Source organism: Pseudomonas sp. A, assembly GCF_056270345.1.
On record NZ_CM149873.1, the window covers coordinates 2505803 to 2519770 of the forward strand.

Consider the following 13968-nt stretch of genomic DNA (forward strand, 5'->3'; position numbering starts at 1 on the left):
GAAATGAGGAGAGTACTGTGTCGCGTAGACGCGTCGTGGTCACTGGTATGGGTATGCTGTCGCCACTGGGTACCGATGTACCGAGCACCTGGCAGGGCATTCTGGCTGGCCGCAGTGGCATCGGTCCGATCGAGCATACGGATCTGTCTGCCTACTCCACCCGTTTTGGCGGCTCGGTAAAGGGCTTCGAAGTCGAGCAGTACCTGTCGGCCAAGGAGGCCCGCAAGCTCGACCTGTTCATCCAGTACGGCCTGGCGGCCGGCTTCCAGGCGGTGCGCAACGCCGGCCTGGAAATCACCGACGCCAACCGCGAGCGCATCGGCGTGGCCATGGGTTCGGGCATTGGTGGGCTGACCAACATCGAAGAGACCAGCAAGACCCTGCACGAGCAAGGGCCGCGCCGGATCTCGCCGTTCTTCGTGCCGGGTTCGATCATCAACATGATCTCCGGCTTCCTGTCGATCCACCTGGGTCTGCAAGGGCCGAACTACGCGATCGCCACCGCCTGCACCACCGGTACCCATTGCATCGGCATGGCCGCGCGCAATATCGCTTACGGTGAAGCCGACGTGATGATCGCCGGCGGTGCCGAAATGGCCGCCTGCGGCCTGGGCATGGGCGGCTTCGGCGCGTCCCGCGCGTTGTCGACCCGCAACGACGAGCCGGCCCGTGCCAGCCGTCCGTGGGACAAGGGCCGTGACGGCTTCGTGCTGTCCGACGGTGCCGGCGCCCTGGTGCTCGAAGAGCTGGAGCATGCCAAGGCCCGTGGCGCCACCATCTACGCCGAGCTGGTCGGTTTCGGCATGAGCGGTGACGCCTACCACATGACCTCGCCGCCCGATTCCGGCGAAGGTGCCGCCCGCTGCATGGCCAACGCCTTGCGCGATGCCGGCATCCAGCCTGAGGACGTCAGCTACATCAACGCCCACGGCACCTCGACGCCGGCCGGCGACATTGCCGAAGTGGCCGCGATCAAGCGCGTGTTCGGCGAGCACGCCTACAAGCTGGCGGTCAGTTCGACCAAGTCGATGACCGGCCACCTGCTCGGCGCCGCCGGCGCGGTGGAGGCGATCTTCAGCGTCCTGGCGATCAACAGCCAGATGGCGCCGCCGACCATCAACCTGGACGAGCCCGACGAAGGCTGCGACCTGGACTTCGTGCCGCACCAGGCGCGCAGCATGCCGATCGACGTCGTGCTGTCCAACTCGTTCGGCTTCGGTGGCACCAACGGCTCGCTGGTATTCCGTCGGTTCGCCGACTGATGCACAGCTGGATCGATGGCCAGGACGCGGCTGCGGTCAATCTGCAGAATCGTGGCCTGGCCTACGGCGATGGCCTGTTCGAGACCATTGCCGTGCGCGGCGGCAGGCCCAGCCTGCTGGCCCTGCACCTCGACCGCCTGGCGCTGGGTTGCCAGCGCCTGGCGATCGAAGCCGATCTGACGCTGGTTCGCAATGAACTGTTGCAATTCGCCCAGCTACTGGGCGAGGGCGTCGCCAAGCTGATCCTGACCCGTGGCGACAGCCAGCGCGGCTATGCCCCGGTGGCTGGCGCCCAGGCGCGGCGCATTCTCCAGGGCAGCCCCTTGCCGGCTTATCCCGCCGAAAACGCCGAACAGGGCGTGCGCCTGTACGCCTGTCAGACGCGGCTGGCGGAACAACCGCTGCTGGCCGGGCTCAAACACCTCAACCGCCTCGAGCAGGTGCTGGCCCGTGCCGAATGGCAGGATCCGGCGTTTGCCGAAGGCTTGATGCGTGACGGCCAAGGGCGGGTGATCGAAGGGGTGTACAGCAACCTGTTCCTGGTGCGTGACGGCGTGCTGCTGACCGCCGAGCTGAGCCGTTGCGGCGTGGCCGGGGTGATGCGCGCGGCGTTGCTGGAGCAGGCGGCGTTGCTGGGCATTGCCACCCAGGTGCGGGACTTGCCGCTGGCGGCGCTGGAGCAGGCCGACGAAGTGTTCCTCTGCAACAGTGTCTACGGCATCTGGCCCGTGCGTGAATTCGCCGCGCTGAACTGGCCGGCCGGGCCGCTCACCCGTAAACTGCAGGCCGTTGCCCGTACGTTACTGGATACCTGAATTCGTGAGACGCAAATTCCTGCTGCTGCTGGAAATGAGCTTGATCCTCGCCGGCCTGGCACTGGGCTGGGCCGCCTGGAAGGTCAACTCGGTCCTGGAGCAGCCCCTGCAAGTGGCGCAGGAGCGCCTGCTCGACGTGCCCAGCGGCACGACGCCCAACCGTATGTTCTATCGCATGCAGAGCGAAGGCCTGCTCGACGATCCGCTGTGGCTGCGCCTTTACTGGCGCTTCAACATGGCGGGCACGCCGCTGCATACCGGCGAGTACCGCGTGACCCCGGGCATGACCGTGGGGCAGCTGTTCGACGCCTGGAAGCGCGGCGACGTGGTGCAGTACAACATCACCCTGGTCGAGGGCTGGACCTTCCGCCAGGTGCGTGCCGCAGTCGCGAAGCACGAAAAGCTCAAGCACACCCTCGAGGGGCTGTCCGATGCCGAAGTGATGGATAAGCTCGGCCATACCGGTGTGTTCCCCGAAGGCCGCTTCTTCCCCGACACCTATCGCTTCGTGCGCGGCATGAGTGACATCGAGCTGTTGCAGCAGGCTTATATGCGCCTGGACGAAGTGTTGGCCAAGGAATGGGCCGAGCGCAGCACCGACCTGCCGTATCGCGACCCGTACCAGGCGCTGATCATGGCCTCGCTGGTGGAGAAGGAAACCGGCATTCCCCAGGAGCGCGGGCAGATCGCCGGCGTGTTCGTGCGGCGCATGCGCCTGGGCATGATGCTGCAGACCGACCCGACCGTGATCTATGGCATGGGCGAGCGCTACAACGGCAAGATCACCCGCGCCGACCTGCGCGAGCCGACCCCCTACAACACCTACACCATGACCGGCCTGCCGCCGACGCCGATCGCCATGGTCGGGCGCGAGGCGATCCATGCCGCGCTCAACCCCAGCAACGGCTCGAGCCTGTACTTCGTCGCCCGCGGCGATGGCAGCCATGTGTTCTCCGACGACCTGGACGATCACAACAGCGCGGTGCGTGAGTTCCAGCTCAAGCGTCGGGCGGATTACCGTTCCAGCCCCGCGCCTGTGCCAAAGGAGTCCACGGATGAACCATCATCCGCGCAACCTGCGGTCAAGTCCGAGGAGGTGCTGGAAGTGCCAGTTGAGCCTGCGCAGCAGGAGGCTCAGCCTGCGGACCCGTCTCTGCCTCAATGAGTAGATGAGCCGAGGATGGCGTCAGGTAAGCGGTGGAGTCGGGAGGGGATTCTGCTTGATCGGGAGCACTGTTCTTTGCCTCGGTAATCGAGGCCAGGAGCATTTGCGCTTTGGTCAGGGCAGGGATGCCATTTTCCGATAGTCCAACCTGGCGAAAGAGTGATAGCAGCTCCTCCGACTGCGCTTCAGTAATGTCAAATGCCAGAGCAATTGCCTGCTTCGCGCTAATGGCGCTGAGCATGTTCATCTCCACGACGGTGGCCATGTGCATCACGGCAATCTTGAGCTTTTTCGTTTGCCTGGCCCGTATGAGCGCGCGAGCCGAGTACCGTTGTGCGAGGCTTTCCACCTGATCGAGCTTGCAGGTTCGGATGACCGCGTCACCTTCATCGGTCCGTTTGCTGTACAGCCATTTATCGCTCAGTTCGATGTGGTCTGAGTAGCGTTCGCTATAGGGGTAGAACCATAACAGGTCGGCTTGGGTGGGGTAGCTGCCGGTAGTCCAGCCGCTTGAGCGGTTGCGTAGCGGGTCAAAGTTCTTCTTGTAGGAATTGCATATCTTGCAGGTCACGATGAGGTTGTAAGGCTCGTAGGTGAACTGGGGATAACCGAACGTGTGCTGGCGGTCCTCGAACGCGTTACTGCTGCCTTTTGGCTGCTCGCATTTCTTCGAAGGAGACTTCGGCAGGATATGGTCAAGTTCACGATGGCCGACCAGGTCCTGCTCGATGACGTTCTGGCAGTAGGCGCAGCGGTAGTTCTGCAGTTCCAGAAGCCGTGTCCTGTAGTCTCTTACCGCCGCGGTGATTTCCCAGTCGCTTCCCTGATGCAGCCTGATCGGGGCTAGCAGGGCATTGTCTTTGGCGGTGAAGATGATGGTGTCGAACCACGTCATTGTCGTTCGTCTCCAGCACGCAGTTTCAACTCGTCGGTGATGTCGAGCAGCACATTTCGCAGCGGGTCATGTACAGGCAGCGTGTCGACATCCTTGAAGAGATCATCGGCGATAATCTTGCATGCATTGTCGTCGAGGCTTTGGTTGGAGCGAATAAGCGACAGGGCATATTCGGCAGTCTTGGTGAATGCCGGTGCCCGGGCCGAGTCGAGTTGGAATACCTCTTGATAAACGTCGGATGCCGTCCAGCCAAAGGTTGAAGCTATTGTCCGGGTGCTGAGTCGGTGAGTGCCATGTTCATCAGCCTCGGTGTATTCCAGGGTTTGGACGTTCCCCCATTCAGGCGCTACGCCAGAAGCGATCAAGGGGGAATGCGTTGCGATCACTGCCTGGGCGCCCTGAAATTCTCGCAGAATGCTGTTCAGCATGGGGATATATTGCAGCTGCCACGCCGGGTGCAGGCTGTTCTCGGGTTCGTCTATAAGCACGAGGCTGTTCGGGTTCACGGTGGCACAAAGGCCGGCAAAACCACAGAGCCAGCTCCATTGTCCGGAGCTCAGGTCTTCACCCTCCAGGCACTCTTCGGGCAGGATCGGAGAGTCGTCGGCATTTGAGGCTCGGGTGAAAAACGTTTTATCGACTTCGAGAAACCCTGCGTGGAGCAGAAGTTCCAGTTCGGCTGTAGCCTACTCATGCGAGGGGCTATTTTCCATTTGAAAGGAGCCGTGCTCGAATTTCAGCGAAGCCGGTGATTTCGACGTGTCGAATCGGTTTGCCAACTTGAACACACTGAAATGCTCATTGCTGTCGAGCTTTTCAAACGCTGCGTGCAGGCGAGTATGAAGGTGTTTGAGCCTGGAGGTGCCCATATACTGCGTTTTGAGTTTCTTCGCGACATCTTCGAGGATGTCAGATGCGAAATAGGTAGCCGCATGGTAACTCTTGACCGCTTTGGCGAACTCTTTTGACAATTTGAGCTGAATGATGATTTGCGGTCTCAACCCCAGGTGCGAGAAGACACCTTCAAGCAGGTGTCGGCGTTCTGGCAGCAGGTCGGCATTTTCCAGCAGGGCGGTGATCAGTGCTCTTTCGCTTTGCCCGGTGCCAGCCATGCCATTGGATGCGCGTTGTCCCAGGTACCAGAATTGCCGAGGGGTTGGAGCGCTGAGCAGCGGGCTGCCGACACGAGAGAAGCGGTCGAGTGGTGTTCCGGATATACAGATAGTGCCACCTGACGGTTTGTCTTGTGGCCATCCTGTGGTCTCGGTCACCACCTTGCGTCTTTTCAGATCTGTGTAAGAGCGCTTGCCCAGCGAGGACTCCATGAGCTGCCTGAGTACGTAGCTCTTGCGGCTGCCATTCTGTCCGATCAGTACGGAAATCCAGGAGCCCTGCTCCAAGTGTCGATCATCGGCGAGTGAAAGGGTGGCGTGAAGCTTGGAGGACTTGATCTGGAAACTTCTCAGCATTGCGTACGATCCATCGTCACGGTGTATCGGTGAGCGGGCAGGTGTCCCGTCAAGTGTCTCGAGCGGGAAGGGCGGCGGTCGCGGCAGCGCGCTTCAACGGCTCTGCTGAATAGCCCAGGCCTTGGCCACCTTGTGTTCAAGGTCTGCGATCGTTCCATCATTGACGATCAGGATATCCTGCTCATTCTGCTGTATGCCCGACTCGGAGCTATGTGCGTTGACTCGCAGGGCGTCAGGTCGGCGAACATGCCAGATAACGCCGTTGTGGCTACGCAGGAAGCTGGCTTCGTTCTCGAAACGAATGTCCTTGATGACGATGGTGTTGATCTGCGCTGGCAGGAATGGCAACGGCTTGGGTCGCATCACCGGTCGCAGTGCTCGCTTGAGCAGATAATCCCGGTCCAGCTCAACTGCCTTTTGCGAGATGAAAGCGAACGTGTCCTCGGGCGTGACCTGCCAGAATGGGTCAATTTGCCTTGAGCAATGCGGGTCCCATGTCTGTTGTTCGGTAAAACCAAAGAATGCCTGGGCGGCAAGCCTGATTGGGGCATCGGCTTCTGAGAGTGTTGCCTGGGCCAGTGGTTGCGCAGATTGTGGTTGTGGCTCGATCGCCCGTTCCGCTCGCATCAGCCAGTGGTCTGAGTTGAAGACTCGCATCCATTCGGTACCGACCTGTTGGAAAAACTCGCGTGGGGAACGTGCCCAGTCATCGAGTTTCTGCTCCTTGAGCGCGTCGGCCCAGGTTTCCTCGTCGGTCAGGCCGAACAATGCCTGGCAGCCCATCTTCAGGGGGTCGGCGAGCGCATAGGCAGCAACGCCGGGGTATGCGAGCAGCATCGCGGCGACGGTGTCCTTTCCCGATCTGGCGGGGGCGGCCAGGCCGATAATTTTCCTCACGTAGGCTCCGGTGTCTTCAGTGTGATTGCGCAGGTACAATGGAAGGCTTCGGCCCGATTTTAATTTGTCATAGATGATGTTTGCAAAGATCCAGCGCGGCACATTCACATGTGCAAACCATTTCAGGCGTACCGACCATGGATAAGCAGTACCCCTGGCAGCAGGCGCTCTGGCAGCAATTGGCCGGGCGCGCCCAGCATGCCCATGCCTACTTGCTGCACGGGCCCCAGGGCATCGGCAAGCGCGCACTGGCCGAGCGCCTGATGGCGCGGCTGCTGTGCCAGCAGCCGCAGGGCCTGGATGCTTGCGGCCAATGCAAGTCGTGCCTGTTGCTCAAGGCCGGCAGCCACCCGGACAACTTCGTACTGGAGCCGGAAGAGGCCGACAAGCCGATCAAGATCGACCAGGTGCGTGATCTGGTGTCATTCGTGGTGCAGACCGCCCAGCAGGGCGGGCGCAAGGTGGTGCTGATCGAGCCGGTGGAGGCGATGAACATCAATGCCTCCAACGCCCTGCTCAAGAGCCTGGAGGAGCCCTCCGGCGATACCGTGCTACTGCTGGTCAGCCACCAGCCCAGCCGTCTGCTGGCGACCATCAAGAGCCGCTGCCAGCAGGTTGCCTGCCCGCAGCCGAGCCTGGAGCAGAGCCGCGCCTGGCTGGCCGCCGCCCTTGCCGACAGTGGCGAGGAGGAGCGCGAGGAGCTGCTGACCCTGGCCGCCGGTTCGCCGCTGATGGCCGTGAGCTTGCAGGCCCAGGGCGTGCGCGAGCAGCGGGCGCTGGTGACCGAGGGGGTGAAGAAGCTGCTCAAGCAGCAGCAGTCGCCCAGCCAACTGGCCGAGGCCTGGAACAGCGTGCCGTTGCTGTTGCTGTTCGACTGGTTCTGCGACTGGTCGCACCTGATCCTGCGCTACCAGTTGACCCAGGATGAGGAAGGACTAGGCTTGGCCGACATGCGCAAGGTGCTGCAGTACTTGGCGCAGAAGAGCCGCCAGGGCAAGGTGCTGGAGGTCCAGGCGTGGATCCTCGAGCAGCGCCAGAAGGTGCTGGGCAAGGCCAACCTCAACCGTGTACTGCTGCTCGAAGCCTTGCTCGCCCATTGGGTGCAGCTGCCGGGCATGCGCTGATTTCCACCGTTCATTCATGTGTGTCGTGTTCCCATGCTCGTAGATTCCCATTGCCACCTCGACCGTCTCGACCTGAGCGCCCACCAGGGCTCCCTCGACGCCGCCCTGCAGGCGGCCCGTGAGCGCGGGGTAGGGCACTTCCTGTGCATCGGCGTGAGCGCCGAGAACGCCGGCGCGGTCAAGGCGCTAAGCGAGCGCTACGCCGACGTGGACTGCTCGGTGGGCGTGCACCCGCTCGACCTGGCGCCCGGGGAAACGCCGGCCCTGGAGTGGCTGTTGCGCGAACTGGCCCACCCCCATGTGGTGGCCATTGGCGAGACCGGGCTGGACTACCACTACGAGCCAGAGGCCGCCGAACTGCAGCAGGCCTCGTTCCGCCTGCACCTGGAGGCTTCGCGGCAGACCGGCAAGCCGGTCATCGTGCACACCCGGGCGGCCCGCGAGGACACCCTGGCGCTGCTGCGCGAGGCCAACCTGCCCCAGGCCGGGGTGCTGCACTGCTTCACCGAGGACTGGCCGATGGCCAAGGCCGCGCTCGACCTGGGCTACTACATTTCGCTGTCCGGCATCGTCACCTTCCGCAATGCCGACGCCTTGCGCGAGGTGGCCCGGCAGGTGCCGGTGGATCGCCTGCTGGTGGAGACCGACTCGCCGTACCTGGCGCCGATCCCGCATCGCGGCAAGCCGAACCTGCCGCAGTACGTGCGGGAAGTGGCCGAGTATGTGGCGTCGTTGCGTGGGGTGAGCTACGAGCAGCTGGCCGAGCAGACGACCAGCAACTTCAAGCGCCTGTTCCCGCTGGCAAGGGTGGCCTGAGGTCGTTTCGTGGGGTAAGGCTCAAGTTGGATGGGGGCGTTGAAATCGAGCGCCGCCCGCGCGGCGCTCGATCTCGAGAGTGCTGAAAATCTGTCGGCGAACACCTGCAAGCCTCCCCCCAACGCTACCAAGCGCCACCCACCCCGAACCGGGCAAAAAAAACCCGGGTTCTGGGGGGGGAATCCGGGTTAAGACCATTAGGAGTAAAACAAAGGCACACGCTCCCTGGGTACCTTTATCGGCGCGCCACTTGGGGGTATGCGCCGCGCCAACACTTCAAGTATTGGCCAGGATTGGCGCCCCGCCAGCAGTGATTGATCGTTTTTTAAACAGATTTGGAATACGTCCGCAGTCCCTTGCGCGTTCAATGCATGGCAATCTGTCGGACCTGTCGCAGTACTTCGTCGATCAGGCGGCGGTCGGTATAGAAATGTGGGGAAAACCGTACCCCGGGGCCGCGTACGGCGCATATCACCCCGTTTTTGCCCAGGGCTCGATAAATGTCGGCGTTGGCATGACCATCCAGGCTGAAACTGACGATGCCGGCCCGCCGTGAAGGATCATCCGGGCTATGCAACTGCGCCCCGGGGATGGCCGTCAGCCCTTGATGCAGCTGCTCGACCCGCTGCCCCAGCTGTTCGGCGACCACCGTCATGCCAACCTCCTCCAGCAGCGACAGGCTGGCCTCCAGTGCGCAGGCGCCGAGCATGTTCGGGCTGCCGCACTCGAAGCGCCGCGCACTGCGCGCCGGTTGCCACTGGCGGCGTTCGAAATCGCCAAGGTGTTCGAGCATGTGCCAGCCATAAGCGTGCAGCTTCAACTGCCGGCGCAGCTCGCTGCGGCAATAGAACACTCCCAGCCCCTCGGGGCCGAGCATCCACTTGTGGCCGTCGGCCATGGCGAAGTCGCATTGGTAGTGCTGCACATCGAAGGGCAGGGCGCCGACCTGCTGGATCGCGTCGACGCAGAACAGCACGCCGCGTTGGCGACAGGCGGCGCCCAGGCGTGCCAGGTCCAGGCGCAGGCCGCTGGCGAACTGCACGGCGCTGACCGACAGCAAGCGCGTTCGCGGGCCGCAGGCGGCGAGCAGTGCCGCTTCCGGATCGGCGACGGCCAGGCCTGCCTCAACCACTTCGACCCCGCGATCAGCCAGGGCCTGCCAGACCACGCGGTTGGAGGGGAACTCCTCGTCGCTGATGACGACCTGGTCGCCGGGCCGCCAGTCGAGGCCGAAGGCCACCAGCGACAGCGCCTGGGAGGTGTTGCCCACCAGGGCGATGTCGCCGGTGCTGGGCGCATTCAGCAGGCGTGCCAGGCGCTCGCGCAGGCGGCGCTCGGTGGCCAGCCAGGCCGGATACTCGCGGGCGCCCAGACGCACGTTTTCCTGGGCGAAGCGCGCCACGGCCTCGGCGGTCCGCCGCGGCCAGGGGGCGATCGCCGCGTGATTCAGGTAGCACAGGCCCGGCGCCTGCTCGAACTCATCAAGAAACACAGACATGGTTGGAAGATCCGTGCAATTTGCCGCCAGTTAGGCATAATAATCCGCTTCGATTGTCATCCCAGTCCTTCTTTATGCAGAAAGAACCTCGCAAGGTCCGTGAGTTTCGCCGTCGCGAACAAGAGATCCTCGACACGGCGCTCAAGCTGTTTCTCGAACAAGGTGAAGACAGCGTCACCGTCGAGATGATCGCCGACGCCGTGGGTATCGGCAAAGGCACGATCTACAAGCACTTCAAGTCCAAGGCGGAGATCTACCTGCGCCTGATGCTCGACTACGAGCGCGACCTGAATGAGCTGTTGCATTCGGCCGACGTCGACCGTGACAAGGAAGCCCTGTCGCGTGCCTACTTCGAGTTCCGCATGCGCGACCCGCAGCGCTACCGGCTGTTCGACCGCCTGGAAGAGAAGGTGGTCAAGGGCAACCAGGTGCCGGAAATGGTCGAGCAGCTGCACAGCATCCGCGCCTCCAACTTTGATCGCCTCACCCAGTTGATCAAGGGGCGCATCAGCGAGGGCAAGCTCGAGGACGTGCCGCCGTACTTCCACTACTGTGCGGCCTGGGCGCTGGTCCATGGCGCGGTGGCGCTGTACCACTCGCCGTTCTGGAGCAATGTGCTCGAGGATCAGGAAGGTTTCTTCCAGTTCCTCATGGACATCGGCGTGCGCATGGGCAACAAGCGCAAGCGCGATCCGGAAGCCGCGAACTAAAGCCGTTCAAGCAGCGCCCACCGCACATCCGGCGGGCGCCTTCGCTCAAGGCTTCGCCGGGAAGGCTTGCAAAAACCTGATTTTTGAGTCAGGTTTTGCTCGCCAGAATCTTCCACGCCGGAGTCATCCATGATCGTCGATCGTCAAGGCAGGCGCTTTCGCAACCTGCGCGTCAGCCTGACTGCTGCCTGCAACTATGCCTGCACCTACTGCGTGCCCGATGGCAAGCGCCTGGTGGCGGCGCAGGACGAGCTCACGGCGGATGCCCTGGCCCGGGGCGTGGCCTACCTGGTGGAGGCGGCCGGGGTCGAACGGCTGCGCATCACCGGCGGCGAGCCGCTGGTCAGTCCGCGACTGGAAGCCTTTCTCGGCGCGGTGGCGGGCCTGGGGCTGGAAGACATCAGCCTGACCACCAACGGCCAGCTGCTCACCCGCAAGCTGCCGCTGCTGCGCGACGCCGGCATCCGCCGGCTCAACGTTTCCCTCGACACCCTCGACGCCAGTACCTTTCGCCGGATCGCCCGGGGTGGCGACCTGGCCAGCGTCTTGGCGGGCATGGCGCAGGCCAGCGCCGCGGGCATGGCGATCAAGGTCAACATGGTGCCCATGCGCGGGCAGAACCTCGATCAGGTGCTGCCTTTGCTCGACTACTGCCTCGAACGCGGCTACGAGCTGCGCTTCATCGAGCTGATGCGCATGGGCCACCTGGCGCGCGACGGCAATGCTTTCCTGCAGCAGTTCGTCGGCCTTGAGCAACTGCTGGCGTTGATCGGTCAGTCACACAGCTATGAGCAGGCGCCGCGCCCGCTGGATGCCACGGCCCTGCGCTACCGCATTCCCGGCAAGGGCCATTTCGGCGTGATCGCCAACGAGAGCGTGCCGTTCTGCCGCACCTGTTCGCGCCTGCGCCTGTCGTCCACCGGCTGGCTGCATGGCTGCCTGTCGTCGAGTAACCGTCACTTTGTCGGCGACCTGCTCGACAAGCCCCGCCATCAGGCGCTTCCGGCGCTGCAGCGGCTGCTGGTGAAGGCCCTGGCGGACAAGCAGGATGTGGCGTTTTCCGGCGATGTGATGGTGATGAAGGTGATCGGCGGCTGACTCTGGCGCAAAAGCTGCATCCTGCGGCTATTCGCCGGTTTTTCGTCACCGGTTTCTGGAGGAAAGATGCGTAGCCTGGTCTTGCTGCTGGCGCTGATGGCGTTGGGCGGCTGCATGAATGTCAGCGATATGGGCGAGGGCGTCCGTTACCACATGAGTGATGCGGGCCTGCTGGACCACAGCGACACCACCCGTACCCTGTCGATCCGTCTGCAGCCGGACTCGTTCATCTTCATCGGCCAGGGCGCGTTCGTGCCGCCGGGCAAGGGGCCGGTGCCGCAGCAGAACGCGGTGGCCGAGGAGGCCTTCAAGAGCTTCGTCGAGTACTTCCCGCTGGTGCGTCGCGCCCAGGGCCCGCTGGGTCTGGAAGACGCGATCGCCGAGGCCCGCGCGGTGGGTGCCGACTATGTGTTGTACACCCGTTTCGCCCGCACCGACGACCGTATCGGCAACGGTGACGAGTGGTATGACGAGCAGGCTGTCGATCGCCTGGGCTGGGACCGTGGCGTGGTGCAGATGATGCTGATCGAGACCAGCACCCGCTACCTGATCGACACCGCGCGCATCAAGAGCCGCGGCGGTTTGTTGACGTTCCACGACAACACGCCACAGGATTTGCTTGCCGCGCCGATGCGCGAGTACGCTCGTAGTCTTCTGGGCATGAGCAACTGAGCGAGCGCGTCATGAGCGATTCCGGCAAGGCCAACGATCTGCTGGCGCAGATCCCCGCGCACAAGGGGCTGCCCCCGGTGCACCTGTGGAACCCGGACTTCTGCGGTGACATCGACATGCGGATCGCCCGGAACGGGACCTGGTACTACCTGGGGACGCCGATCGGGCGCAAGCCGATGGTGCGGTTGTTCTCTACCATCATTCGGCGTGACGGGGACGATTACTTCCTGGTCACGCCGGTGGAGAAGGTCGGGATCCGGGTCGATGATGCGCCGTTTGTTGCTGTGCTGCTGGATGTCGAGGGCAGTGGGGAGCAGCAGGTGCTGCGGTTTACCAGCAATGTCGACGATCAGGTCGAGGCTGGGCCTGATAATCCCCTGCGGGTTGAGCTTGATCCGGTTACCCAGGAGCCTTCTCCCTATGTGCTGATGCGCAGCAACCTCGAGGCGTTGATTCATCGCAATGTGTTCTATCAGTTGGTGGAACTGGCGGTGGCGCGGGAGATTGATGGGGAAGTTTGGCTTGGAGTTTGGAGTCGGGGTGAGTTCTATCCAATTGGGCGTAGTATATAATAACTGTTTCTGAATCCCCACCTCATTACAGATACAACAGCCGGCCATCAACTCATATTTCTTGATCTTGATCTTGATCTTGATCTTGATCTTGATCTTGCTTCTAAGCGCGCGATAGTTCAGGCACCGCCAATTGCGACTTCAGGAGGCCGAGCGGAGTTCTTGCGGAGGGAGGTGACGGCCATGGATGGCCGTCAAGCGCTGCGCCCCAGGATGGGGCGTTCAGCGCGGTCCTCCCGGGAGCAAGAACGGAGCGAGGGGACCCCGGAGCGAAGCGTAGGGGCCGGATGAATGGAGCGAGGATTTTTTGCTTACTTTTTGATCCTTCAAAAAGTGAGCCGCCGTAAGGGCGGAAAGGTGACTATGCGTCACCATCGCAAATGAATGCGCATATAACTTTCAAAACACATGACTCTAAAAGTCAAAGTCAAAGTCAAAGTCAAAGTCAAAGTCGGTCTGTGCTAGTTTTAATAGTTGTAAGTGCATTCATTTGCGATGTCGACGCATAGTCACCTTTTCGCCCTTACGGCGAGTTCCTTTTTGAAGGATCAAAAAGGAACCAAAAAATCCTCGCTCCATTCATCCGGCCCTCCGCTACGCTCCGGGTCCCCTCACTCCGGCCTTGCTCCCGGGAGGACCGCGCTGCAGGGCCCATCCTGGGCCCCAGCGCTTGACGGGCATCCATGCCCGTCACCTCCCTCCGCAAGGCCTGCGTTCGGCCTCCTGAAGTCGCGAAGGTACGGGCGGCGCCTGGGCTGACGCAGCTGTCGCTAGTTGGGTTTGGCGCTAGACTTTTGATCGGCAACGGCAACGGCAACGGCAACGGCAACGGCAACGGCAACGGCAACGGCAACGGCAACGGCAACGGCCAAAACGATAAACCGGCAATCGGCCTCCCGTTTTTTCCGCGAATTGGCCATTTGCCCCTCATAACCCTGGGCTTAACCTGCAGGCAGATACCCCTCAGGAGAAACC

Annotated in this window: 14 protein-coding genes; 9 read left to right on the forward strand and 5 right to left on the reverse strand. The window is 62.5% G+C overall.

Translation table 11 applies throughout. From position 1 onward, the window contains the following. Nucleotides 1–17: 17 nt before the first annotated feature. From fabF to mltG, 3 genes are read left to right on the forward strand one after another with little or no spacing between them, the layout of a single operon-like run. Nucleotides 18–1262 (forward strand): beta-ketoacyl-ACP synthase II, encoded by a 1245-nt coding sequence (gene fabF / locus AC0MAZ_RS11420; protein ID WP_050704704.1) that lies wholly within the window; start codon nucleotides 18–20, stop codon nucleotides 1260–1262. Further along, nucleotides 1262–2077: an aminodeoxychorismate lyase gene (gene pabC, locus AC0MAZ_RS11425; RefSeq protein WP_475861148.1), complete on the forward strand. Its 816-nt coding sequence runs from the start codon at nucleotides 1262–1264 to the stop codon at nucleotides 2075–2077. Before fabF ends, pabC begins: the two co-directional genes overlap by 1 nt. Before the next feature lie 4 nt (nucleotides 2078–2081). Continuing rightward, the gene (gene mltG, locus AC0MAZ_RS11430; protein WP_475861150.1) at nucleotides 2082–3242 is read left to right on the forward strand and encodes an endolytic transglycosylase MltG; all 1161 of its coding nucleotides are present in this window, start codon (nucleotides 2082–2084) and stop codon (nucleotides 3240–3242) included. On the opposite strand, the gene AC0MAZ_RS11435 is transcribed toward mltG, so the two are convergent. The 4 genes from AC0MAZ_RS11435 to AC0MAZ_RS11450 form a co-directional block, all read right to left on the reverse strand. Then, nucleotides 3160–4137, reverse strand: coding sequence for an HNH endonuclease (locus tag AC0MAZ_RS11435; protein WP_475861152.1), 978 nt, complete (start codon nucleotides 4135–4137; stop codon nucleotides 3160–3162). The genes mltG and AC0MAZ_RS11435 overlap by 83 nt on opposite strands. Beyond that, on the reverse strand, nucleotides 4134–4643 hold the full coding sequence (locus AC0MAZ_RS11440) for an AAA family ATPase (RefSeq protein ID WP_475861153.1): 510 nt from the start codon (nucleotides 4641–4643) through the stop codon (nucleotides 4134–4136). The genes AC0MAZ_RS11435 and AC0MAZ_RS11440 overlap by 4 nt, the downstream gene beginning before the upstream one ends. Nucleotides 4644–4823: 180 nt before the next feature. Then, entirely contained in the window at nucleotides 4824–5606 is a 783-nt protein-coding gene (locus tag AC0MAZ_RS11445; RefSeq protein ID WP_475861155.1) for a hypothetical protein, read from the reverse strand. A gap of 93 nt (nucleotides 5607–5699) precedes the next feature. Then, entirely contained in the window at nucleotides 5700–6611 is a 912-nt protein-coding gene (locus AC0MAZ_RS11450; protein WP_475861157.1) for a deoxynucleotide monophosphate kinase family protein, read from the reverse strand. 29 nt (nucleotides 6612–6640) lie between these two features. Between AC0MAZ_RS11450 and AC0MAZ_RS11455 the strand changes: the two genes are divergently transcribed. Beyond that, nucleotides 6641–7627 carry a DNA polymerase III subunit delta' gene (locus AC0MAZ_RS11455; RefSeq protein ID WP_475861159.1) on the forward strand — a complete coding sequence of 329 codons (987 nt, stop codon included), beginning with the start codon at nucleotides 6641–6643 and terminating at the stop codon, nucleotides 7625–7627. Between the two features lie 33 nt (nucleotides 7628–7660). After that, nucleotides 7661–8443 (forward strand): TatD family hydrolase, encoded by a 783-nt coding sequence (locus tag AC0MAZ_RS11460; RefSeq protein WP_203647542.1) that lies wholly within the window; start codon nucleotides 7661–7663, stop codon nucleotides 8441–8443. A 364-nt stretch (nucleotides 8444–8807) separates the two neighbouring features. Here the strand turns inward: AC0MAZ_RS11460 and AC0MAZ_RS11465 are convergent, their stop codons facing one another. After that, nucleotides 8808–9941, reverse strand: coding sequence for an aminotransferase class V-fold PLP-dependent enzyme (locus tag AC0MAZ_RS11465; RefSeq protein WP_203647541.1), 1134 nt, complete (start codon nucleotides 9939–9941; stop codon nucleotides 8808–8810). A gap of 74 nt (nucleotides 9942–10015) precedes the next feature. Here AC0MAZ_RS11465 and AC0MAZ_RS11470 point away from each other — a divergent pair, with 74 nt between their 5' ends. From AC0MAZ_RS11470 to AC0MAZ_RS11485, 4 genes are all read left to right on the forward strand, one after another. Next, nucleotides 10016–10651 carry a TetR/AcrR family transcriptional regulator gene (locus AC0MAZ_RS11470; protein WP_011532895.1) on the forward strand — a complete coding sequence of 212 codons (636 nt, stop codon included), beginning with the start codon at nucleotides 10016–10018 and terminating at the stop codon, nucleotides 10649–10651. Between the two features lie 129 nt (nucleotides 10652–10780). Continuing rightward, entirely contained in the window at nucleotides 10781–11749 is a 969-nt protein-coding gene (locus AC0MAZ_RS11475; RefSeq protein WP_203647540.1) for a GTP 3',8-cyclase MoaA, read from the forward strand. Between the two features lie 66 nt (nucleotides 11750–11815). Continuing rightward, nucleotides 11816–12421: a DUF4823 domain-containing protein gene (locus tag AC0MAZ_RS11480; protein ID WP_050704713.1), complete on the forward strand. Its 606-nt coding sequence runs from the start codon at nucleotides 11816–11818 to the stop codon at nucleotides 12419–12421. 11 nt (nucleotides 12422–12432) lie between these two features. Then, a complete protein-coding gene (locus tag AC0MAZ_RS11485) occupies nucleotides 12433–12993 on the forward strand; it encodes a DUF1285 domain-containing protein (RefSeq protein WP_475861160.1) in 561 nt (186 codons plus the stop codon). Nucleotides 12994–13968 lie beyond the last annotated feature (975 nt).